Source organism: Bradyrhizobium guangdongense (assembly GCF_004114975.1).
In the GTDB taxonomy this organism is placed as follows: domain Bacteria; phylum Pseudomonadota; class Alphaproteobacteria; order Rhizobiales; family Xanthobacteraceae; genus Bradyrhizobium; species Bradyrhizobium guangdongense.
On record NZ_CP030051.1, the window covers coordinates 5,945,732 to 5,967,078 of the forward strand.

Consider the following 21,347-nt stretch of genomic DNA (forward strand, 5'->3'; position numbering starts at 1 on the left):
ATGCACATCGTGCGTATCGGCGCTGGGGCGACCGAATTGCGGCCTGCCGAGGAGATCGGCGCCAAGGCCGCAAACCTTGCCCGAATGGCGGCGCTCGGCCTGCCGGTGCCACCGGCGTTCGTGCTGCCGATCAAGCTCTGCGCCGACATCGTTTCCGGCCGTGCCCACGCCGCGCAACATCTGCGCGAGGGCCTGAAGGAGGGCCTCGCCTTCCTGGAAGGCGCGACCGGCAAGCGCTTCGGCGATCGCAGGCGGCCGCTTCTGGTGTCGGTTCGGTCAGGCGCGGCGCGATCGATGCCGGGCATGCTCGAAACCGTTCTCGACGTCGGCTGCACGTTGGATGCCGCGCACGGCCTGATCCGGGCGACGGGCCGGCCACGGCTCGCTTGGGATTGCCGGAGGCGTTTCCTGGAGAGTTTTGGCGAGACCGTGCTCGGGCTCGATCCTGCTGCCTTCGCCGCGCGCATCGCCGAGCTGGTCGATGCCGAAGGCGTCGCCAACGACCGGGAGCTGGATGGCGAAGCACTGGAACGGCTCGCCGCCGCGGAGCAAGCGCTGGTCGAGGATCGTGCCGACGGTTGGCTCGAGGACGCGGTCGCCCAGCTCGAGGCTGCCGCGCGGGCCGTCTATCAGTCCTGGACGAGCGAGCGGGCGCAGACCTATCGCAAGCTGCAGCAGCTCGACGACCTTCTCGGCACCGCCGTCACGGTGCAGGCGATGGTGTTCGGCAATGGCGGACTTGCCTCCGGCGCGGGCGTGGCGTTCTCGCGCGATCCATCGACCGGCGCGCCCCGCGCGATGATCGATCTCGTGCTGGACGCGCAGGGCGAGGACGTGGTGTCCGGCCGCCGCACGCCCGATAGCGAGGACGCGGTCGCCCGCGTGCTGCCGACGATCCGGAACGAGCTCGGCGTGGTTCTGGATCGGCTCGAACGCGAATTCGGCGACGTGCAGGACGTCGAGTTCACGGTCGAGGATGGCAAGCTGTGGATGCTGCAGACCCGTGCGGCCAAGCGGACACCGCGCGCCGCGGCCAGGATCGCCATCGGCCTTGTGCGCGAGGGATTGATCGCAAAGGACGAAGCGCTGGCGCGTCTCTCCGGCATCGATCTCGCTTCGCTCGTCGATATCTCCCTGGTTTCCGCAGGTACGCCGGCAGCGTCCGGCATCGGCGCCTCCGGCGGCATCGGGATCGGCCGTGCGGCATTCGATTCCGAAGGCGCCAAGCGGCTTGCGGCAGCAGGCGAGCCGGTCATCCTGCTGCGCCCCGACACCAGCACCGCCGACGTCGCGGGCTTTGCGGTGGCGGCCGGTATCGTCACGGCGGTCGGCGCCCGCACCTCGCATGCCGCGCTGGTGGCGCGGCAGATGGGCAAGCCCTGCGTGGTCGGCTGCGGCGAACTGAAGATCGACACCGGGACGCGGAGCGCCCGGCTCGGCGAGATAACGCTGTGTGAAGGCGACTGGGTTACGATCGAGGGCGACGCCGGGCAGATCTATCTCGGCCGCTGCCAGACGACAGAGACGCGGCCGGAAGCCGAGCTCGCCGAAATCGCGGAATGGCGGTCGCAGTCCTGCGGCCGCCGGTCGGAATGCGCCGGCGCGTCTCAGTGAATCCCGGCGAAAATCTGGAAGCACCCGATCGCGACTTCGATCACGATCAGCACCACCACCGCGATCTCGAGCCGCAGCGAGCGCTGGGTGTCGATGATGTCGGTCAGTGCATCGGCCGTCTCGGAAATGACCTTGAGCTTGCGCTCGAGCGTGTCCAGGCGCTCGGTCAGCTCATACTCGTCTTCCAGTCGCGCATAGAGCCGGTCGAGCTGAGGCTTCTCCCAGAGCGCATCGGGCTTCTCGGCGACGGCGACGCGGCCCGCGACGCGCTGCTGCACGAGCAGCGCATTGCCGATGAGCTGCAGGATGCCCTTGCGCCGCCGCGACGTACGGCCTTTTTCGGCAAGCTCCCGCGCAAAGGGCTCGATGACGTCGAAGACCGCGGCAACGCGCCGCTCGTCGCGCGCCAACGACGTGCTCTTGGCGAGCGCATCGGCGATCAGCAGCAGCCGTTCGTCGGAAAATTTCGACACGCAGATCGGCCCGCCGGGCTGGATCGTCTCCGCGTTTTCGTCGAGGCAAAGCTGCGCCTGCGCGGTCTCCTCCTCATAGGGGCTGAACTCGCCGGTGACGCGTGATTTCAGGCTGTCGAGCACCACCTTCTCCTCCGAGGGAAGGAGGCCGATCAGCACCACGACTCCGTAGCGGAAAACCACGGCGAGACCGGCATGGACGCGAAAGGCAGCGGGCGTCGAGGACACCAGCGTGCCGAGTTCGAGGTTCGACGCGTTGATGCGCTCGCCCAGCATCACGGCGCGGATCCGCAAGGTCGGCGCGGCCTCCGGCTTGGGCGATGTGGACGTCATGGCAACGGGAAGTTGATCGGCGTTCATCAGGAGACATCTCGCTCGGCGCACTCGCAATCACGCGTATTTCCTCGCCGCAAGGTCCATGTCAGATTGCTGACATAGCCTTGCGGAAGGTGCCGTCCTCTCATATCGGCAGAGAAAGGCCCGGTTTGAAGCCCACGACAGCGAGATTCGCTGAAACATTCGGCAACAGTCCCGCCACGAAGCGACATTTTCGGCCGAATGTGCTCGCAACGATTCACCATCGCACGCCGGCACGCGGGCCGAAAAGTTGCGCTCGGCAGCGTCGCGTGTTTATGACAACGTCATGACGAGTTGCGTTTCTCTCGAAGTGCGGACATCGAAGTCTCCATCATGCTGAGTGTCATCATACCGACCGAAGGCGTCGAGCAGACCGCGGTCGCAACTCTGGCCGCACTGGTACCCGGCGCCGCAGCGGGCATCATCAAGGAAGTTCTGCTGGTCGACGGCACCCGCAACGGCGTCATCGAGCGCGTCGCGGATGTCGCCGGATGCCGTTTCATCGGCTACGAGGGATCTTCGCAAGGCGCGGCGCTCGCCGCAGGCGCACTCCAGGCCCGCTCCCCCTGGCTGATGTTCCTCCCGGCCGGCGCGGTGCTGGAAACCGGCTGGATCGAAGAGACCACCCAGTTCATCCAGGCTGTCGCAGCCAGCGGCAAGGATCGTGCGGCCGTATTCCGTTACGCCCGCTCGCCTTATGCCGACACCAGCTTCCAGGATGTCCTGTGGTCCGTGGTGCGCAAACTGGTCGGTCCTCTCGGCGATCAGGGACTTTTGATCGCACGTGATCATTACGACCGGATCGGCGGCTACCCGCCCGAGGCCCGACGTTCCGAGGCGCGGCTGCTCAGGCGGCTCGGTCGCTCCTCCCGGACGCTGCTGCGCAGCCGGATCGTCATGGTGGGCTGAAGCGCACGATATACTTGCCAAAGTCAATTAATTGTTTGACAATGGCAAGTATTGAGGTGACACGCCATGTCCGACAACGGTGCCGACGACCAGATCGCCGCGATCCGCGCCTTCAACCGCTTCTATACCCGCAAGCTCGGTGTGCTCGACCAGCACCTCGGCAAGAGCCCGTTCTCGCTCAGCGAGGCCCGCGTGCTCTACGAGCTCGCCCATCGCGACGACGTTTCGGCAAAAGAGATCGGAAACGAGCTTGGCCTCGACCCCGGATATCTCAGCCGCATCGTCCAGAGCTTCGACGAAAAGGGGCTGATCACGCGCAAGCCCCTGCCCGCTGACCGCAGACAACACCAGCTCAGCCTCACCGCCAAAGGCCGCCAGGCCTTCGCCAAGCTGAACCTGGGCTCGCAAACCGAGGTCGCCGCCATGCTGGCGCAGCTTCCGGCCGGCGAGGCAGCGCGGCTCACGCAGGCCATGGCGACCATCGAGGACGTGCTCGAGCAGCGACCGAGCCGGCGCGCTGCCGTGGTGCTGCGCAGCCATCGCGTCGGTGACATGGGCTGGGTCATCTCCAAGCAAGCCGCCGCCTATGCCGCGGACTACGGCTGGGACATCAGCTACGAGGCGCTGGTCGCCGAGATCTGCGCACAGTTCATCAAGAGCTATGACGCCGCCCGCGAGCACTGCTGGATCGCGGAAGTCGGCGGCGAGCCGGTCGGCTCGATCTTCCTGGTCAAGGCCACGGACGAGATCGCCAAGCTCCGCCTGTTGCAGGTGGAGAAGAAAGCACGCGGCCTGGGTGTCGGCCGCGCGCTGGTGCAGCAATGCATCGAGGGCGCGCGCCAGAGGGGCTACAGGCGGATGACGCTATGGACGCAGAGCATCCTGGTGGCCGCCCGCGGCATCTACAAAGCCGCCGGCTTCGAGCTGGTCGCGGCGAAGCCGCATCACAGCTTCGGGCAGGATCTGATCGGCGAGACCTGGGAGCGGGATCTGTGACTATGGCGCCGCACGTCAGGAATCGTAGGGTGGGCAAAGGCGCATGAGCGCCGTGCCCACGATCTCACGCAATCGACAAAAATCGTGGGCACGCTTCGCTTTGCCCACCCTACGATACTGCGCACGCGGATCGATACCCCTCATCCGGCGCCATAGCCGAAGCTTCGCTTCGGCGTTTGTTAAGTACGGCGGCCGAAGGCCGCCTATGCCACCTTCCACAAGGGGAAGGGAAAAAGAAGCTACGCCGTCGCGCCCTGCGCTTTCGGCCGTCGCAGATGCTCGTCCAGGCGCGGCATGATCTCGACGAAATTGCAGGGGCGCGTGCGGTAGTCGAGCTGGGCCTTGAGGATGCCGTCCCAGCCGTCGCGGCAGGCGCCGGGTGAGCCGGGCAGACAGAAGATGTAGGTCGCCCCCGCAACGCCCGCGGTGGCGCGGCTCTGGATCGTCGATGTTCCGATCTTGGCGTGGCTCAGCATGTGAAAGGCGATCGAGAAACCGTCCATGCGCTTTTCGAACAAGGGCTCGATCGCCTCCGGCGTAACGTCGCGCCCCGTGAAGCCGGTGCCGCCGGTGGTGATGACGACGTCGACGCCGGCATCCGCAATCCAGCGGCGGACGACGGCGCGGATCGCCTCGACGTCGTCGGTGACGATCTCGCGCGCGGCGAGATGATGGCCCGCAGCTAGGAGACGATCGGCGAGGGTCTGGCCGGACTTGTCATCGGCAAGCGCGCGCGTGTCGGAGACGGTGAGCACCGCGATGTTGAGCGGGATGAACTGTTTGGATTCGTCGATGGACATTACGACTTAACTCCTGCTCCCACACTCACCACCGTCATCCCCGGACGAACGCATTTGCGTTCGCCGGAGAGGTGCGCGCCGTGCGGTGCAACCGCACTGCACGGCAAGCCTCGAAGGATGGGCCGCGGGCTCCGCCATCCTTCGAGGCTCGCCGAAGAGGCGAGCACCTCAGGATGACGCCACTGCATCCGAGGCACAAGACCGCTACGGCCCGCCGCCGCCGAACGTGTTGCAGGCCTGCAGCGTGCCCTGCTGATAGCCCGTCATGAACCATTGCTTGCGCTGCGCGGCCGAGCCGTGGGTGAAGGAGTCGGGCACGACGCGCCCGGTCGCCTGACGCTGCAGCGTATCGTCGCCGATGGCGCTGGCCGTGCTCAGGGCCGCGTCGATGTCGCCGGCCTCGAGGAAGTTCGGCCGCTTCTTCGCCTCGCGATTGACCCAGATGCCGGATAGGCAGTCGGCCTGCAATTCGACCTTGACCTGGAGCGCATTGGCCTCGGCCTTGCTGCCGGCCTGCTGCTGCTTCTGCGTCACCTTCGGGATGATGCCGAGCAGGTTCTGGATATGATGGCCGGCCTCATGCGCGATGATATAGGCGGTGGTGAAGTTGCACGCCGACTTGCCGGCGCAGCCGTGGAAGCGCGTCTCGACCTCGCGGAAGAACGAGGTGTCGAGGAAGATGGTACGGTCCGGCGGGCAGTAGAACGGCCCCATCGCCGACTCGGCCCGGCCGCAGCGGCCGCCATTGGTGACATTGCGGAACAGCACGACCTTCGGGCCGGTGTAGGACTGGCCCGAGGCCTGGAAGATCTCGCTCCAGCGATCGTCGATCTCGCCAAGGATGCCCGATATCATGCTGCCCATTTCGTCGCTGGGCGCACCGCGCTTGGCCTGGGACGACGGACGGTCGCTCTGGTAGCTCGGCGCCTGGCCGCCGCCGGAGAGAATCTCGGCGCCGCCGATCAGGAGGCGTGGATCGATGCCGAAGGCATAGCCGATCAGGCCGAGCACGATGATGGTGCCGATGCCGAGCCCGCCGCCGCCCATCGGCAAGCCGAACCCGCCGCCTCCGCCGCCGCCAAATCCTCCGCCGCCCTCGTCGCGACGATCCTCGATATCGTCGCTGCGGCGGAAATCATCGTAGCGCATGGTCGGCTTCCCTCAAGTCTTCATGGCGTCAATTGGGCGGTGCAGGAGCGCCGGAGCTCAACGCGCCACATACGTAAAATTTCCGTTGCCTTTATCAATATCGTGGCCGGCAAAAATTGCCTAGTGCGACAGCGCGCCCGCATCAGCAATTTTTTCCGGGGGCCATGCATTTTTTTCCGAGAGAAATTCGACCGCCGCGAGGCCGCCGCAGCGCGATGACGCGCGAAATACGCTGCAAAACACGGCAGATGCAAGCGACCACCGGCTCGCGCAATGCGATGCAGGTCTCGCTCGCGCAAGCAGCGGGTTAAGTCGATTTTTACTTTGCCGCTTCATTGTAACGGTCAGTCGGTTGTTTGGTCCCGCGTCGCCGACAGCGTCGCCTGAGTCAGAGTTCTTGAGTCATGGTAGTGTCGCGTCGCGGGGCGTCTGCAAAGGCGCCCCGCACAAATTTCGAGTCTGCTTCGCACAGCATCATCGTCGGCGATTGCGTCGCCGAGATGTCGAGGCTTCAGCCCGGTAGCGTCGATCTGGTGTTCGCAGATCCGCCCTACAATCTTCAGCTCAAGGGCGACCTCAAGCGCCCCGACGAGTCCCACGTCGATGCCGTCAACGACGACTGGGACAAGTTCGATTCATTTTCCGCCTATGACGATTTCACCCGCGCCTGGCTGCTGGCCGCGCGCCGTGCCATGAAGCCGTCGGCGACGATCTGGGTGATCGGCTCGTATCACAACATCTTCCGCGTCGGCGCGATCATGCAGGACCTCGGCTTCTGGCTCCTGAACGACATCGTCTGGCGCAAGACCAACCCGATGCCGAACTTCCGCGGCCGCCGCTTCACCAACGCGCACGAGACCATGATCTGGGCCGCGCGGGACGAGAAGGCGAAGGGCTACACCTTCAACTACGAGGCGCTGAAGGCCGCCAACGAGGACGTGCAGGCACGGTCCGACTGGCTGATCCCGCTGTGCACCGGCGAGGAGCGCCTCAAGGGCGCCGACGGCAAGAAAGTGCATCCGACGCAGAAGCCCGAAGGGCTGCTCGCGCGCGTGCTGCTGTCGTCGTCGAAGCCCGGCGATCTCGTGATCGATCCCTTCAACGGCACCGGCACCACCGGCGCCGTCGCCAAGCGTCTCGGCCGCTCCTATATCGGCTTCGAACGCGACAAGACCTACGCCAAGGCGGCCGAGGCGCGCATCGCCGCGGTCGAGCCGCTGCCGGAAGAGAGCCTCGCCCCGTTCATGACCGCGCGCGAAGCGCCGCGCGTGGCGTTCTCCGAGCTGATCGAGCGCGGCATGATCATGCCCGGCAGCAAACTGTTCGACGCCAAGAAGAAGCTTGGCGCGCTGGTCCGTGCCGACGGCGCCATCATGTTCGGCGACAAGGTCGGCTCGATCCACCGCATCGGCGCGGTGGCGCAAGGCGCGCAGGCCTGCAACGGCTGGACGTTCTGGCACGTCGAGACCAAGAAGGGCCTCAAGCTGATCGACGAGCTCCGCGCCGAGATCCGCGCCGGCATGGCGGCGGAATAGCGACGGCCTTACGGCGGCGACCGGCCTTTGTTACGCTGGCCGGTCTGCGTAGCGCGCAGATACCGCACGGCAATCTCGCCGGTTGCATCCCCTGACTGGGTTCGGGCATGAGAAGGCGCCCGTGACCACAAGAACTGGGGAAATGCCAGATGCTCAAATTCTATTTCAACGGATCGCCGAACCCGACCAAGGTCGCGCTGTTCCTCGAGGAAGCCGGCCTGCCTTACGAGCCGGTGAAGGTCGACACCCGCAAGGGCGAGCAGTTCGCACCGGACTATCTGAAGATCAATCCGAACGCCAAGGTGCCGGCGATCGACGATGGCGGCACCATCGTGTTCGACAGCAACGCCATCCTGCTCTACCTCGCCGAGAAGACCGGCAAGTTCCTTCCCGCCAACCGCGCCGAGCTGCTGTCCTGGCTGATGTTCGTCGCGTCGGGCGTCGGGCCGTATTCGGGTCAGGCCGTGCACTTCAAGCATTTTGCGCCGAAGGACCAGAACCACGATTACGCTCATAATCGCTATCAGTACGAGACCGATCGCCACTACAAGATTCTCGACGGTCACCTCAAAGATCGCCGTTACATGGTCGGCGATGCCTATTCGATCGTCGACATGGCGCTGTGGGGCTGGGCGCGGATGGTGCCGTTCAAGCTCGGCGACGACGCCTTCGCCCGCTATCCGAACGTCAAGCGTCTGGTGGACGAGATCTCGGCGCGGCCGGCCGCCGCCCGCGCGATCGCATTGAAGGACAAGTTCACCTTCAAGGCCGAGATGGACGACGAGGCGCGCGCCAACATGTTCAGGCACATGACGACGAAAGTGGCCTGATCTCACTTCGCCGTAAACGAAAGGCCACGCGCATGCGCGTGGTCTTTTGCTTTCAGGCGGCGTGGACCGAGTCGAGGAATTTCGCCACCTCGAGTTTTAGCCGGCTGCTGTCCGAAGACAGCGAGCGCGCCGCCGACAGTACCTGCGAAGACGCCGAGCCGGTTTCCGAGGCGCCGCGCTGCACGTCTTCGATGTTGGTCGAGACGCGGCGGGTGCCGTGCGCGGCCTGCTGGACGTTGCGCGAGATTTCCTGCGTGGCGGCGCCCTGCTGTTCCACGGCGGCGGCGACCGTGGAGGAAATCTCCGACAGCCGCTCGATGGTGCCGCTGATCTCCCTGATGGAGCCGACCGACTCTTCCGTCGCGGCCTGGATGCCCGAGACCTGCTGGGCGATCTCGCCGGTGGCTTTTGCGGTCTGCTCGGCCAGTGCCTTGACCTCGGTGGCGACCACGGCAAAGCCGCGGCCTGCTTCGCCCGCACGCGCCGCCTCGATCGTTGCGTTCAGCGCCAACAGGTTGGTCTGGCCGGCAATCGTGCTGATCAGCTCGACCACGTCGCCGATGCGCGCGGCCGCCTTGGAGAGCTCGCCGACGCGTGCATTGGTCTTGCTCACCTGCCCGACGGCTTCGCTGGCGATGCGGGCGGATTCCTGAACCTGACGCGCGATCTCGCTCACCGAGGAGGATAGCTGTTCGGTAGCAGACGCCACGGCCTGGACGTTGGTGGTCGCTTCCTGCGAGGCGGAGGCGACTTCCGTCGACAGATCCTGGGCCCGTGTCGCGGTGGCGGTCAGCGTGCCGGCGGAGGCCTCGAGTTCGCTCGAGGCCGACGACACGGTGTCGACGATCTCGCCGACCGTCTGCTCGAACTGATCGGCGAGCCGGACCATGTCCTTCTTGCGGTCCTCGGCTTGCCGCGCCTCGGTCTCGGTCTGCTCCCGGCGCAGGCGCTCGGTGTCGATCATGTTGGTCTTGAACACCTCGATGGCCTTGGCCATGTCGCCGATCTCGTCGGCCTTGCCGCGCCCGGGGATCTCGATTGCGAGATCGCCGCCGGCGAGCCGCCCCATCGCGCGCGTCATCGCGGTCAGCGGCCCGACGATGCTGCGCGCGATCAGGAAGGCAACGATCAATCCGAACAGGGTGGCCAGCCCGCCCGCGATCTCCTGCACCGAGGTCGTGCCGTCAATCACGGCTTCGGCCCGGCTGCGCGAGCTCTTGTAGTCGCTTTTCAGCGTGGTCTCGGCAACCTTGAGCTTGGCAATGCTGTCGACGATCAGCGGCGCGAGACTCTTGTGGTAGATCTCGTCGGCCTGGAGCATCGCGGCCGACGTGGTCTCGAACGCCGATTTGTAGATGCCGAGCGAGCTCTTCACCGGCGCGAGCGTCGCACGCAACTCGGTCGCCTGCGGGCTCTTTTCGAGCGCCGAAAGCCGCTGCATCGCCCTGTCCACATTCGTTCTGAAATTGGCCGGACCCTTGGTGTCGCGCAGGGCCAGGAAGCGCCAATTGGCGATCTGGACGAAAAGCAGCCTGGATTCGAGGTCCGCCACGAGGGACGCGGTGTCCTCGTCGACAGCCGCGCGCGCGACATCGACCAGTTTGGCCACCTTGGCGGTCAATTCGTCGCCGCTCGGCAACAACGTCGCCTTGCCGGTTCGCGCTTCATTGACCGCATCGCCGAGATTGTCGCGCAGGCTTCGCATTCTTGCGATGTCGGCGATCAGACCGTTGTAGAGCCTGCGCCGTTCCTCGGAGATCGTGCCCTTGGCGCCGACCTGCAGCAGCTCGGTCGCCGCGGCCTCGCGCTCCGACGCCTCCTTCATCGCGGCTTCGTCGGCGTCATAGATGTAACGCAGATTGGCGCGCTGGATGGCCTGGAGATCGGTCGAAATCTCCAGCACCCGCGCCGTGCTGTCCGAGAGCGTGGATTGCTGTGCGACCTGGTCCTGCACGGACCGCAAATTCCAGACGGCGACCACCGCCATCACCAGTCCAACCGCCACCAAGGTCATGAAGCCGGCATAGAGACGGCCCCTGATCCGCAAACGAAAGCTCGGCATTCCACTGTCCACCCGGATGCATGTGAATTCGGACGGACGCACAATTCCGGTGTCGTAGCCGCCGCCCCCGGCAGCCGCGCTTCGCACTTTGTACGACTCACGCTGCACCGCGACACAATGCGGGACACTCGTTAATTGAACCTTCAAATTCTTCGCGCGAGCTCTACGAAGTATCCGCAGGCTCTGCTGATATTATCGGCAGTTGCGCAGACCATTGGCGCAAGGCACGCAGCCGTTTGCAGCTCTCTGCAATGAAGGTGCCGGCGATCACACTCAAGCTATCGCCTGCTGTAGCTTGCCGAGGGCGTTCTCGACCACTTCCAGGGTGTAAGGTTTTTGCACCACCGGTGCCGAGGCCAGATCGAGTGGAATCGGCGCGCGCTCACCATAGCCGGTCGCAAAGATGAAGGGGACACCGAGCTCCTTCAACTTCTGCGCCACCCTGATGCTGCTCTCATTGCCAAGGTTGAGGTCGAGCAACGCAAAGCTCGGACGCGTGCGCGCGAGCGCGCGCAAGGCCTGGTCGACGCTCGCCGCTGTCTCGACATGTCGCGCCCCAAGATCGAGCAGGATGACCTCCGCCGCCATGGCGATGATGAGATTGTCCTCGACGATCAGGGCCGTGTCCGAGATGCGCGGACGGACGGGCTGCTGTTCCTCGACGCGCATGGCGGCTCCCGCCATTGACGGCACCAGGTCGACGAAATTAGGCGGGATTACGAACCTCGCCTGGACGCCGAGCAGGTCGAAGCGGATTTCCGCTTCGCCCTTCAGGTCGAACGGGACGGAGCGCTCGATGATCGTAGTGCCGAAGCCGCGGCGCGACGGCGGCTGCACCGGCGGGCCTCCGCTCTCCTTCCACTCAATTTCGAGGCTCGAACTTCGGTCGACCTGCCACACCACCTCGACTTGGCCAGTGGAATCGGCGAGCGCGCCGTATTTGGCCGAATTGGTCATCATCTCGTGGATGACGAGCGCCAGCGTCGCGAATGCCTTGGGATCGAGAGCGACATCCGGGCCAGCGATCTTCACCCGATCCGCGCGTGAGCCGAGATAGGCGCCGGCCTCGGATTCGAGCAGCGTACGTAACGCCACCGGCGCCCAGTTCAGATTGGTGATCTGGTCGTGGGCGCGTGCCAGCGCCTGGATCCGGCCGCCGAGAACGTTGGCGAATTCGTCGATGCTTCGGGCGGTGTCCTTGCTCTGCGCCACCAGCGCGCGAACGAGGCTCAGAATGTTACGGACGCGATGATTGAGCTCGGCAATCATCAGTTCCTGCCGCTCCTGCGCGCCGCGGCGCTCGCGCGCCGCAAGATCGGACAATTGCAGGATCACCTCCAGCAGCGTGACGCGCAGACTTTCAGCGATGCGGATGTCGGCCGCCGACCATGGTTTCGACTGCCCCGCGACCGTCTGCTGCCAGACCTCGAAGCTCTTGCGCGGGGTCAAACGCGAGCCGTTCGGTCCTTCCTCGTAAACTTTTTCGGGGGCGCCAGCCCAGTTGACGGACCGCGTCACCTCGCGACGGAAGAAGATCAGGCAGTCGCGCGGGGTCCTCGAGATCGGAATGGCGAGGAAGCCGGCGGCGCGGTCGCGGAACACCTCGCCGGCCGCATAAAGCTTGGCGATCTCCGCGCTGGCGCAAATGCGTCCCGGCGAGGTTCTGTTGATGAAGGCGACGAGATCCTTCACCTCCTCCTGCGTGGGTGTCTCGCCGTGGAGTGTGACCGCGTTGTCGGACCAGACCGCCACACCATCGCAGGCGATCATCTTCCGGTAATCACCGACAAAATCGACGATCGCCCGCCGACTGTGCTCGTGCGTCGCCGCGATCTCGATCAACCGTTCCTGTATCTTATGGGCATTGGCCTCGTAAGCCGCATCGTCCTCGCGCTCGCGTCCCTCGACGATCCAGGAGAACATCTGCCCGAACAGTTCGGAGGCGGTACGTTTGTCGAACGAAATGTAGCGTGGTGAATAGTGATGGCAGGCGAACAGCCCCCATAGCTTGCCGTCGCGCAGGATCGACACCGACATCGAGGCGGCGACGCCCATATTGCGCAAATACTCGATATGGATCGGCGACACAGAGCGCAGCACGCTCATGGAAAGATCGAGCAGACCGGCATTATGTGCGGCCGTCGAAAGCAGCGCAGCGGGCTTTGCGTTGATGTCGGCAATGATACGTAGCCAATTGCGCTGATAGAGGACACGGGCCTGTTTCGGGATGTCGGACGCTGGGTAGTGCAGGCCCAGAAATTGTTCGAGCCCCGCTTCTGCCGCTTCCGCTATCACCTCGCCCGAACCATCGGGATGAAACTGATAGACCATGACGCGATCGAAGCCGGTCAGCACCTTCAGCTGACGCGCAGCCTCGCGGGCAAGCTCCGTCGTGCCGCGGGCTTTGCGGATGCGTTCCAACATCCGCCGCACCAGTTCGCCGGAATTGACGCCGGGCTCGATGACGCTGGGCTCGGCCTCCACGACGAGATAGGCGCCCGAGAAATGGATCGCGAGATCGTAGAGCGGCCTGCCGAGCTGGATCTCGACGCCAAAAACACGCTCGGTCGAGTCGGGCCCGCCTAGCTGGTCGACGCGGCGGCGGACAGTGTCGATCGCGGCAGCGCAGAAGACCTCGGCAAGCGGCCGTTGCAAGAAGTCGGTAACGTCGCCGCCCAGAAACTCGCCGGCATTGTCCGAGATCATGCAGATCGTGAAATCCGACAGCAGCGCCAGCAGGAATCCGAACGGCTGCACACTCCCTGGAATGTGGATCGGCTCGCGATCGCAATTGGTGAGATTGACCGTCTCGTTCATGAGCGATCTACCGCCCGCTCGAAAGCCGCAAAGGCGCTGCGCGCGGCCTCGATCGCCTCGCCCTCGTCGCAGGACTCCTCGCAGGCAAGCTTCGACAGGAAGCTCTGCCACAGTCGCTTACCGTTCCCGTGGCTGAGATACGCCGTGGCCTCGCGGATGCGCGGATCCGCCGCAGCTGCGACCGCCTTCAACAAAAATTTGGCACCGAGGCGAGAGCCTTCCAGCACGTACATTGTGCCGATGATCCCGCTGGCCGTCAGTGGCCGCACCGAGACAGTGGCGTGCGCAGTCCCGCCAAGCTGATCGAGATCGGCCGCGATCGCGGCACTACGCGTACGCTCCGGCCAGTCCGAAAACATTTTGGCGACGCCCGCATCCACAAGCGCCGCTTCGAGCGGCAACAGCGCGCCCGCGCTGGCCTGAAGGAAACGACGGTAGCCAGACGAGAGGGTGAGATCGAAGGCGGACATCCGAGCATCGAGCTCCCGATGTGCGGTCGCAGTGGCATCTCTCAATCGTTCGCGGAATCCGGGAAAGTTGCGGCACACCTGTATTGAAACGTCCGAAGCCCCAGCCAGCATAGAATTCCCACGCGCGCGCAAAGCCGGCGCGCAATTGCCCCGGAAGCGAAGGAAATGCCGGCGGAACTCAAAGGTTCCCGCCGAGATTGAAGAAATCAGAGGGCGTGGCTTGGCCGCGCCCTCTGACCTGTCTCCATCGTGAAAGCTTGCCGATCTGGTATTCGCTCTCCGCTCTGGTCACCCCAATGTCCTGAAGCTCCCTCTCGGTCATGGTCGCGAGCTGAGACCGGTCGCGCGACGCTCTTGTTCAAAGGCAGCGTCTCGTGAGCGACCGCTAGGCTCGCGGGACCGTGCCTCGCGGCCGTCGACCCAGCCGGCCGAACACAGCGACGCGGCTCAGCGCGCTCAGCCTTCAGCCCTCACAGCCGCCTGCGGAAACGGGCCGAGCGCCTTCTCGGTCAGCACCGAGTCGCAATACTCGCGGATCTCCTTGATCTTGCCGTTCTCGAACTGGAATACGAGACAGTAATCGTTGTCGTAGCGCACGCCCTTAGGGGTGACGTTGTCGCCCTTGGCCTCCACCACGACTATATCGTCATCGGCGATGAAGCGGTGAGCGATCGTGCGGGTTCGGTCGCGGAGACGAGTGCGCACATAGCCGTGCAGATCGTTCAGGATCGCCTCCTTGCCTGCGAAGGTGCGCGACCAGGAATACTGACCGGTCACGACCCATCTGGCATCGTCGGCAAGGCTTGCGGTGAACAGGGAGCGGTCGCGCACGGCCGGATCGGGGCTGGCGGCGGCGGCAAAGATTTCCTGCATCAGTTTCTTGTTGGCGCTCGTGCTCATGGCGGCATCTCCTGCTAGTGGCAACACGGAGAACATCGCCGCCCGATCGGAATTCTTCAAATCGATAGAGAATATGATATCTATTCATTCTATGAATTTGAATTCGCTCGACCTCAATCTATTGACCGCGCTCGACGCGCTGCTGCGCGAGGCCAATGTCAGCCGGGCCGCCATGCGCATCGGGCTGTCGCAACCGGCCACGAGCCACGCGCTGCAACGCCTGCGCGACATCTTCGGCGATCCGCTGCTGGTCCGCACCGGCGCACGGATGGAGCTGACGCCGCGGGCCCAGGCCCTGCGCGCGCCGCTGGCGCAGGCACTCGACCAGGTGCGCGGACTGCTCGTGCCGGAGGCGTTCGACGCCGCGCGCAGCGAGCGAGCATTCCGGCTGATGATGCCTGACCTCGCCGTCGAGCTGTTGATGCCACCTTTGATGGAGAGGGTGACGCGCTTTGCTCCCAACGTCCGCATCGACGTGGTGCCTTGGCGGGGGCCGGCGATCTTCCACGCCGAGTTCGCCCGCACCATCGATCTCGTGATCTCGATCGGCAACGCCTTCAAGGGCTTTCACCGCCAGCTGCTCTACACCGACAGCGACGCACTGGCGGTCCGGCGCGGCCATCCGCATGCACCGAAGCTGAAGCGGCGGGAGACGTTCCTCGCCGCACGCCATCTCGGCGTGATCATCCGCGGCAATGCTGAGGATCTGATCGACACCTGGCTGCGATCCAAGGGTATCGAGCGGCATATCTCACTCGTGGTGCCTGGCTATCTCGAGGCCCTGCACGTCGCCGCCCGCACCGACCTCGTCGCCTTCGTGCCACGCCGGTTGATCGCGGCACTGTCGAAACAGCTCGGGCTTGTGACGGTGACGCCGCCGCTCGATCCCGGGATCGACGAGCAGTTCATGTTCTACCCGACGCGGGCGCAGATGGACCCGGGCTCGATCTGGTTGCGGCGACTGATGCTGGAGACGGGGCGGGAGTTGGAGAGGAAGGGCCGTAGGGTGGATTAGCCGAAGGCGTAATCCACCGCTGTTTGTCTCCGCGGAAACGGAAGTTGGCGGGTTACGTCCTGCAGATGCGCGAAACGCATCTGCAGGACCAACCCACCCTACGAAGCCGACGTCCTCAGGCCTTCTGCGCGGCCATCACCTTTGCTACGGCGGGCCGGTCGGACATGCGCTTGAAATGATCGGCGATCTTCGGCGTGGCGTTGATGTCGACGCTGTCGCCTTCGAGCCAGGTCGAGAGCGTGTAGAGATAGGGATCGCAGACCGTGAACTGGTCGCCCATCACCCACGGTCCCCTGAACATCCTCTGTTCGATCAGCTTGAAGCAGGCGGCCATGGTCTTCGGCACCATCGCCTTCATGTCGGCGAACGAGCTTTCTTGCGTCGCCCAGCGCGCGCCGCGCATCTTGTGGGCATGGTTGATGTGCACGGTCGAGCAGAGATAGGAGTTGAACGACTGCACTTGCGCGAAGTCGAAGGCATCGTCGAGCGGCGCGAGCTTCGCCTTGGGGAAGACTTGCGCGAGGTAGGCCAGCATCGCCGGCGTCTCTGTCAGGACACCGCGATCGGTGACCAGCGCCGGGACGCGGCCCTTCGGGTTGATGGCGAGATAATCCGGGCTGTTCTGCTGGTTGTCCTTGAAGCTCAGCCGTTCGGCCGTGTAGTCGGCGCCGGCCTCCTCGAGGGTGATGTAGGTGGCGAGAGCGCAGGTGCCGGTGGCGTAGTAGAGCTTGAGCATGTCGGACCTCATGGGAAACCCGGAAATTAACGACTGCCGGTCCCGGCGTCCATAGCACGGCATTCTCCGGTGTTGTTACTCTTCGCAGTTGCCCACGGCCGGCCCGCTGTGCCAAGACGCCTGCAATTGGAGGGGCTTTCTCATGACGGTACTCATCGCCGGCGGCGGCATCGGCGGGTTGACGCTTGCGCTCAGCCTGCATCAGATCGGCGTTCCCGTAAAAGTGTTCGAGAGCGTTGCGGAACTGAAGCCGCTCGGCGTCGGCATCAACGTGCTGCCACATGCGGTGCGCGAGCTGATCGAGCTCGGGCTGCTGGACAAGCTGGACGCCAGCGGCGTGCGCACCCGCGAGCTCGCCTATTTCTCCAAGCACGGCAAACCGATCTGGAGCGAGCCGCGCGGGCTCGAGGCCGGCTACAAATGGCCGCAATTCTCGATTCATCGCGGCACGCTGCAGCAGATCCTGCTCGACGCCGCGATCGAGCGGCTGGGCCGCGACAACATCCTCACCAGCCATCATCTGACCGGCTGGAGCGAGACGGCGGCCGGCGTTAGGGCCGACTTCGTCGACAGGGCGACCGGCAAGGCCGCGGGGACTTACGAAGGCGCGATCATGATCGCCGCCGACGGAATCCATTCCGCCGCGCGAGAAAAGCTCTATCCCAACGAGGGCCCCCCGATCTGGAACGGCCGCATCCTCTGGCGCGGCGTGACACCGGCAAAGGCCTTCCTCACCGGCCGCACCATGATCATGGCGGGCCACGAGATCCTGAAATTCGTCTGCTATCCGATCTCGAAGGAGCCGGACGCGAACGGCAACCACCTGATCAACTGGGTCGCCGAGCGCCATATGCCGCCGACCTATCAATGGCGACGCGAGGACTATAACCGCACCGCCCGGCTGGAAGAGTTCTTGCCGTGGTTCGAGAGCTGGACATTCGACTGGCTCGACGTGCCCGGCCTGATCAGGAACTGCCCGCACGCCTACGAATATCCGCTGGTGGACCGCGATCCGGTGTCGCAATGGACTTTTGGCAAGGTCACGCTGATGGGGGACGCCGCGCACCCGATGTACCCGATCGGCTCGAACGGCGCTTCGCAGGCGATCCTCGATGCTCGAACCATCACGCGCGAGATCCTGAGGCATGGCCCGACGACGGAGGCGCTGCTCGCCTATGAAGCCGAGCGGCGGCCGGCGACCACCGACCTCGTGCTGCTCAACCGCAAGAACGGCCCCGAGCAGGTCATGCAACTCGTCGAGGAGCGCGCGCCTGACGGGTACAAGGTCGTCACAGACGTGCTGTCGCAGCAGGAGCTGGAAGACATCGCCGCGAATTACAAGCGCGTGGCGGGGTTCCAGGTCGAGGCGCTGAATGCGAAGCCGCCGATCGTGAGCAAGGACGCGCGCGCGAGTTAGCCAACAATGGAGCCGCAGGCTCCCTCCTTCACCTAGCCCGCCTGCGGGGAGAGGTCCGATTGCATCGAAGATGCAATCCGGGTGAGGGGGTACAGGTCTCACGGTCACCTCGCGCGTTGAGAGAGGCCCCTCACCCCACCCTCTCCTCGTAAGAACGGGGCGAGGGAGTGATAGAGCGGCGCCCGCCTCACTTCACCACCCTCGCCGCCTCCAGCAGGCGCTCGCTCGCGCTCGCCGTCGCCAGCACGGTGCCATCCTCGGCAATCAGCTTCGCCTCGACGAACGCAATGGTCTTGCCGAGCTGTCTCACCTTCGCTTCGCCGATGATCGGTCCCGGCTTCGCGGGCGCCAGGAAATTCACGGTCATGCTGATCGTCGTGGTGTAGAGCCGACCTTCGCTCATCACCAGCACGGCCGGCCCCATGCTGTCGTCGAGCATCGCGGAGAGCATGCCGCCCTGGATGAATCCTGCGGGATTGCAGAACTCAGGCTTGCCTTCGAAGCCGAGCTTGATCCAGCCCTCTTCTGGGCGGGCATCGAGCAGCCGCCATCCGAGCAGCTCGGCACAGGGCGGTCTCTTGAAGTTGTCGAGCGCGGTCTTGATCATTGGCAGCCTCCATATCGCACCCGATAGCGCGACCCAGCTGCCAGCGTGCTGTCAGGAGGATGGGCCCGACGGCAGATTCAGCGCATGCGCGATCACCTTGCGCATGACGTTGGGCAGCGCCTCGTCGGCCAGGGTTGCGATCGGCACCCAGCGCATGCCCGCGGGCGCGCGCGTGCGGGGTTGGGCCTTCGCGGTGTAGACCACAAGCTCCAGCGGGAAATGCGTGAAGACGTGATTGACGACGCCGACCTTGCGCTGCCAGCGCGACAACCCCTTTAAGTCAGGCGCCTGCTGTCTTGCGGTCGCATCCTCCTGGCCGGCGAGCCAGTTCGAGCCCGGCACCTCGGTCATGCCGCCGAGCAGTCCCTTTTCCGGTCTTGAGCGGACCAGCAGCTCGTCGCCGCGCGTGACGACGAAGGCGGCGCCGCGCCGCAACGCTCCGCCCTTCTTCGGCGCCTTGCGCGGAAACGTCTCCTGCGTGCCGAGCGTGCGGGCCTTGCAATCCTCGTTCAATGGGCACAGCGAGCAGGCCGGCTTCTTCGGCGTGCAGATCGAGGCGCCCAGATCCATCAACGCCTGTGCGCTGTCGCCGGCGCGAGAGTTAGCCAGCAGCGTCGCCGCCAGCTGCTGGATCAGCGGCTTCGCCTGCGGCAGCTCCTCCTCCACCGCAAACAGGCGCGACACCACGCGCTCGATATTGCCGTCGACGGGCATGGTGTGGCGATCGAACGCGATCGCCGCGATCGCAGCCGCCGTGTAGGGCCCGATGCCCGGCAGCGCCCGCAGGCCCTCCTCCGTGTCGGGGAAGACGCCGCCATGCTGGCGCGTCACCGCAACGGCGCAGGCATGGAGATTGCGTGCGCGCGAGTAATAGCCGAGCCCGGCCCACATCCGCAGCACGTCATCCTGCGAGGCGTTCCCCAACGCCGTGACCTCGGGCCAGCGCGCGACGAACTTTTCGAAATACGGCCCCACCGCCTTCACCGTGGTCTGCTGCAGCATGATCTCCGACAGCCAGACGCGATACGGATCGGATGTCTCTCCGGGCGCAGCCCGCCAGGGCAGCCTGCGGCGATGGCGGTCGTACCAGGCGAGCAGAGCGATCGGACGCGACACGGTCTCCGACTGACCGGGTTCCGATTTCGCCTTCAGGGCAGATTTGGGGCTCATGCTCTTACTGTAGCGGCAACGTGCCGGCCTCTCCACGTCAGGCGCGCGCCCGTCGCGGGCATCCACGTCTTTCTTCGCCGCGAGAAGTCTGTGGCCCACCCGCCGAAATGCTATAAGGCCCCATGGCCAAATTCCCTCCCAAACCCGGCCCCATCAGCGCCAAGCCGCTCGGGATCCTGCTCGACGACGTCTTTGCCGAGGCCTATGCCAAGCAGGGGTTTGCGGCGCGCGAGCTGGTGACGCGGTGGCCGCAGATCGCGGGGGCTGAGATCGCCGCTCATGCCGAGCCTCTGAAGATGCAGTGGCCACGGCCGGTCGAGGGCCAGCCGCAGGAGCCGGCAACGCTGGTGCTGCGGGTCGAGGGGCCGATGGCGCTGGAGATCCAGCACTCGGCCGACGTGATCCTGGAGCGGGTCAACCGCTTCTTCGGCTGGGGCGCGGTCGGCAAGCTCGCCTTCCGCCAGGCTCCCCTCTCGCGCCCCCGGGCCCGAAAGCGGCCCGGGCCGCCGGACCCCAAGGCCGTTGCCAAGGTCGCAGAAGGCCTGGGCGCGATCGAAGATGAAGAGCTCAAGTCGGCACTGGCGCGGCTCGGGGCCGCCATCAAGCGAAATTGAGCCTTATTCCGCTGCCAATCTGAACCTGTCCTTGCCGCTCGCCATTGCCTCAAACCACGTTTCAAGCTAGCGACAGGCCGTCCGGGGGGAACTCGGGCAAAGACCAGCCAATCCGGGAGCCGACCTTGATCATCACCCGCCGCGCCTTCACCACGATGCTGTCGCTGACCGGGCTTGCCGCGCTCGCCGGGTTCTCGCCGCTGCGGTTCATCTCAGAGGCCATGGCGCAGTCCGCCGCTGATGTGGCGAAGCCCGTGTCGCTCCCCGACATGGCGCTGGGTCCGAAGGACGCCGCCGTCACCATCACCGAATACGCCTCCATGACCTGCCCGCATTGCGCGGCCTTCAACGAGCAGGTCTTCCCCAAGATCAAGTCGGAATACATCGACACCGGCAAGGTGCGGTACATCTTCCGCGAGTTCCCACTCGACATCAAAGCCGCCGCCGGCTCGATGCTGTCGCGCTGCATCGCCAAGGATGACGCGGCGAAGTACTTCGCCGTCACCGACATGCTGTTCCGGCAGCAGAACGACTGGGTGGTGAAGAACACCACGGAGACGCTGACGCGGATCGGCAAGCAGGCCGGCCTCACCCAGCAGCAGGTCGAGACCTGTCTGAAGGACCAGGCCCTGCTCGACAAGATCGCCGCCGACCAGAAATATGCCAGCGACGTGCTGAAGGTCGATTCCACGCCGACCTTCTTCATCAACGGCGAGAAGATCAAGGGCGAGGCCTCGTTCGAGGAGTTCGCCAAGAAGATCAATCCGCTGCTGAAGAGCTGATTCGCTCGTCAAGATCCTGATTCGCATCTCAAAAGCCGTAGCTTTCCCGGCATAAATCCCTTGGGAAAAGCGGCTTTCGCAGGTTGCCCTCACG

Annotated in this window: 20 protein-coding genes; 9 read left to right on the plus strand and 11 right to left on the minus strand. The window is 65.0% G+C overall.

Going from position 1 to position 21,347, the window contains the following annotated elements:
• Positions 1-1,614, plus strand: a complete 1,614-nt coding sequence (locus X265_RS28380) for a PEP/pyruvate-binding domain-containing protein (RefSeq protein ID WP_128967825.1) — start codon at positions 1-3, stop codon at positions 1,612-1,614.
• Here the strand turns inward: X265_RS28380 and X265_RS28385 are convergent.
• Positions 1,608-2,447 carry an RMD1 family protein gene (locus tag X265_RS28385; protein ID WP_128967826.1) on the minus strand — a complete coding sequence of 280 codons (840 nt, stop codon included), beginning with the start codon at positions 2,445-2,447 and terminating at the stop codon, positions 1,608-1,610. The genes X265_RS28380 and X265_RS28385 overlap by 7 nt on opposite strands.
• A gap of 330 nt (positions 2,448-2,777) precedes the next feature.
• Between X265_RS28385 and X265_RS28390 the strand changes: the two genes are divergently transcribed.
• Both X265_RS28390 and X265_RS28395 read left to right on the plus strand, forming a co-directional pair.
• Positions 2,778-3,353: a glycosyltransferase family protein gene (locus X265_RS28390; protein ID WP_128967827.1), complete on the plus strand. Its 576-nt coding sequence runs from the start codon at positions 2,778-2,780 to the stop codon at positions 3,351-3,353.
• Between the two features lie 66 nt (positions 3,354-3,419).
• Positions 3,420-4,349 carry a bifunctional helix-turn-helix transcriptional regulator/GNAT family N-acetyltransferase gene (locus X265_RS28395; protein WP_128967828.1) on the plus strand — a complete coding sequence of 310 codons (930 nt, stop codon included), beginning with the start codon at positions 3,420-3,422 and terminating at the stop codon, positions 4,347-4,349.
• 239 nt (positions 4,350-4,588) lie between these two features.
• Here X265_RS28395 and moaB read toward each other — a convergent pair whose 3' ends face one another.
• Positions 4,589-5,149 (minus strand): molybdenum cofactor biosynthesis protein B, encoded by a 561-nt coding sequence (moaB, locus tag X265_RS28400; protein ID WP_128967829.1) that lies wholly within the window; start codon positions 5,147-5,149, stop codon positions 4,589-4,591.
• Between the two features lie 204 nt (positions 5,150-5,353).
• On the minus strand, positions 5,354-6,298 hold the full coding sequence (ypfJ, locus tag X265_RS28405; RefSeq protein WP_128967830.1) for a KPN_02809 family neutral zinc metallopeptidase: 945 nt from the start codon (positions 6,296-6,298) through the stop codon (positions 5,354-5,356).
• Positions 6,299-6,702: 404 nt separating this feature from the next.
• Here ypfJ and X265_RS28410 point away from each other — a divergent pair, with 404 nt between their 5' ends.
• On the plus strand, positions 6,703-7,833 hold the full coding sequence (locus X265_RS28410; protein WP_128967831.1) for a site-specific DNA-methyltransferase: 1,131 nt from the start codon (positions 6,703-6,705) through the stop codon (positions 7,831-7,833).
• A 149-nt stretch (positions 7,834-7,982) separates the two neighbouring features.
• Positions 7,983-8,663, plus strand: a complete 681-nt coding sequence (locus X265_RS28415) for a glutathione S-transferase family protein (protein ID WP_128967832.1) — start codon at positions 7,983-7,985, stop codon at positions 8,661-8,663.
• 52 nt (positions 8,664-8,715) lie between these two features.
• Here X265_RS28415 and X265_RS28420 read toward each other — a convergent pair whose 3' ends face one another.
• From X265_RS28420 to X265_RS28440, 5 genes are all read right to left on the minus strand, one after another.
• Entirely contained in the window at positions 8,716-10,725 is a 2,010-nt protein-coding gene (locus tag X265_RS28420; protein ID WP_128967833.1) for a HAMP domain-containing methyl-accepting chemotaxis protein, read from the minus strand.
• Between the two features lie 273 nt (positions 10,726-10,998).
• Positions 10,999-13,542 carry an HWE histidine kinase domain-containing protein gene (locus X265_RS28425; protein WP_128967834.1) on the minus strand — a complete coding sequence of 848 codons (2,544 nt, stop codon included), beginning with the start codon at positions 13,540-13,542 and terminating at the stop codon, positions 10,999-11,001.
• Complete coding sequence (locus X265_RS28430) at positions 13,539-14,012, minus strand: biliverdin-producing heme oxygenase (protein ID WP_347339906.1); 474 nt, start codon at positions 14,010-14,012, stop codon at positions 13,539-13,541. The genes X265_RS28425 and X265_RS28430 overlap by 4 nt, the downstream gene beginning before the upstream one ends.
• A gap of 178 nt (positions 14,013-14,190) precedes the next feature.
• Positions 14,191-14,334 (minus strand): hypothetical protein, encoded by a 144-nt coding sequence (locus tag X265_RS42340; protein ID WP_430648577.1) that lies wholly within the window; start codon positions 14,332-14,334, stop codon positions 14,191-14,193.
• Between the two features lie 134 nt (positions 14,335-14,468).
• Positions 14,469-14,912, minus strand: coding sequence for a nuclear transport factor 2 family protein (locus X265_RS28440; protein ID WP_128967835.1), 444 nt, complete (start codon positions 14,910-14,912; stop codon positions 14,469-14,471).
• 91 nt (positions 14,913-15,003) lie between these two features.
• On the opposite strand from X265_RS28440, the gene X265_RS28445 reads away from it, so the two are divergent.
• Complete coding sequence (locus tag X265_RS28445; protein ID WP_128967836.1) at positions 15,004-15,927, plus strand: LysR family transcriptional regulator; 924 nt, start codon at positions 15,004-15,006, stop codon at positions 15,925-15,927.
• 115 nt (positions 15,928-16,042) lie between these two features.
• On the opposite strand, the gene X265_RS28450 is transcribed toward X265_RS28445, so the two are convergent.
• Entirely contained in the window at positions 16,043-16,663 is a 621-nt protein-coding gene (locus tag X265_RS28450; RefSeq protein WP_128967837.1) for a glutathione S-transferase family protein, read from the minus strand.
• A 142-nt stretch (positions 16,664-16,805) separates the two neighbouring features.
• On the opposite strand from X265_RS28450, the gene X265_RS28455 reads away from it, so the two are divergent.
• Entirely contained in the window at positions 16,806-18,080 is a 1,275-nt protein-coding gene (locus tag X265_RS28455) for a flavin-dependent oxidoreductase (RefSeq protein ID WP_128967838.1), read from the plus strand.
• Positions 18,081-18,267: 187 nt separating this feature from the next.
• Here the strand turns inward: X265_RS28455 and X265_RS28460 are convergent, their stop codons facing one another.
• Entirely contained in the window at positions 18,268-18,687 is a 420-nt protein-coding gene (locus X265_RS28460; RefSeq protein ID WP_128967839.1) for a PaaI family thioesterase, read from the minus strand.
• A gap of 51 nt (positions 18,688-18,738) precedes the next feature.
• Complete coding sequence (gene mutY / locus X265_RS28465; RefSeq protein ID WP_164938835.1) at positions 18,739-19,857, minus strand: A/G-specific adenine glycosylase; 1,119 nt, start codon at positions 19,855-19,857, stop codon at positions 18,739-18,741.
• Between the two features lie 122 nt (positions 19,858-19,979).
• On the opposite strand from mutY, the gene X265_RS28470 reads away from it, so the two are divergent.
• Positions 19,980-20,471, plus strand: a complete 492-nt coding sequence (locus X265_RS28470; RefSeq protein WP_128967841.1) for a DUF721 domain-containing protein — start codon at positions 19,980-19,982, stop codon at positions 20,469-20,471.
• A 125-nt stretch (positions 20,472-20,596) separates the two neighbouring features.
• On the plus strand, positions 20,597-21,253 hold the full coding sequence (locus tag X265_RS28475) for a DsbA family protein (RefSeq protein ID WP_128967842.1): 657 nt from the start codon (positions 20,597-20,599) through the stop codon (positions 21,251-21,253).
• The last annotated feature ends 94 nt before the right edge of the window (positions 21,254-21,347 follow it).

What these genes read in the sequence shown, in the direction of transcription:
- X265_RS28380 (WP_128967825.1), top strand. Translation starts at nt 1, where the DNA reads ATGCACATCGTGCGTATCGGCGCTGGGGCGACCGAATTGCGGCCTGCC.
- X265_RS28385 (WP_128967826.1), bottom strand. Translation starts at nt 2,447, where the DNA reads ATGAACGCCGATCAACTTCCCGTTGCCATGACGTCCACATCGCCCAAG.
- X265_RS28390 (WP_128967827.1), top strand. Translation starts at nt 2,778, where the DNA reads ATGCTGAGTGTCATCATACCGACCGAAGGCGTCGAGCAGACCGCGGTC.
- X265_RS28395 (WP_128967828.1), top strand. Translation starts at nt 3,420, where the DNA reads ATGTCCGACAACGGTGCCGACGACCAGATCGCCGCGATCCGCGCCTTC.
- moaB (WP_128967829.1), bottom strand. Translation starts at nt 5,149, where the DNA reads ATGTCCATCGACGAATCCAAACAGTTCATCCCGCTCAACATCGCGGTG.
- ypfJ (WP_128967830.1), bottom strand. Translation starts at nt 6,298, where the DNA reads ATGCGCTACGATGATTTCCGCCGCAGCGACGATATCGAGGATCGTCGC.
- X265_RS28410 (WP_128967831.1), top strand. Translation starts at nt 6,703, where the DNA reads ATGGTAGTGTCGCGTCGCGGGGCGTCTGCAAAGGCGCCCCGCACAAAT.
- X265_RS28415 (WP_128967832.1), top strand. Translation starts at nt 7,983, where the DNA reads ATGCTCAAATTCTATTTCAACGGATCGCCGAACCCGACCAAGGTCGCG.
- X265_RS28420 (WP_128967833.1), bottom strand. Translation starts at nt 10,725, where the DNA reads ATGCCGAGCTTTCGTTTGCGGATCAGGGGCCGTCTCTATGCCGGCTTC.
- X265_RS28425 (WP_128967834.1), bottom strand. Translation starts at nt 13,542, where the DNA reads ATGAACGAGACGGTCAATCTCACCAATTGCGATCGCGAGCCGATCCAC.
- X265_RS28430 (WP_347339906.1), bottom strand. Translation starts at nt 14,012, where the DNA reads ATGTCCGCCTTCGATCTCACCCTCTCGTCTGGCTACCGTCGTTTCCTT.
- X265_RS42340 (WP_430648577.1), bottom strand. Translation starts at nt 14,334, where the DNA reads ATGACCGAGAGGGAGCTTCAGGACATTGGGGTGACCAGAGCGGAGAGC.
- X265_RS28440 (WP_128967835.1), bottom strand. Translation starts at nt 14,912, where the DNA reads ATGAGCACGAGCGCCAACAAGAAACTGATGCAGGAAATCTTTGCCGCC.
- X265_RS28445 (WP_128967836.1), top strand. Translation starts at nt 15,004, where the DNA reads ATGAATTTGAATTCGCTCGACCTCAATCTATTGACCGCGCTCGACGCG.
- X265_RS28450 (WP_128967837.1), bottom strand. Translation starts at nt 16,663, where the DNA reads ATGCTCAAGCTCTACTACGCCACCGGCACCTGCGCTCTCGCCACCTAC.
- X265_RS28455 (WP_128967838.1), top strand. Translation starts at nt 16,806, where the DNA reads ATGACGGTACTCATCGCCGGCGGCGGCATCGGCGGGTTGACGCTTGCG.
- X265_RS28460 (WP_128967839.1), bottom strand. Translation starts at nt 18,687, where the DNA reads ATGATCAAGACCGCGCTCGACAACTTCAAGAGACCGCCCTGTGCCGAG.
- mutY (WP_164938835.1), bottom strand. Translation starts at nt 19,857, where the DNA reads ATGAGCCCCAAATCTGCCCTGAAGGCGAAATCGGAACCCGGTCAGTCG.
- X265_RS28470 (WP_128967841.1), top strand. Translation starts at nt 19,980, where the DNA reads ATGGCCAAATTCCCTCCCAAACCCGGCCCCATCAGCGCCAAGCCGCTC.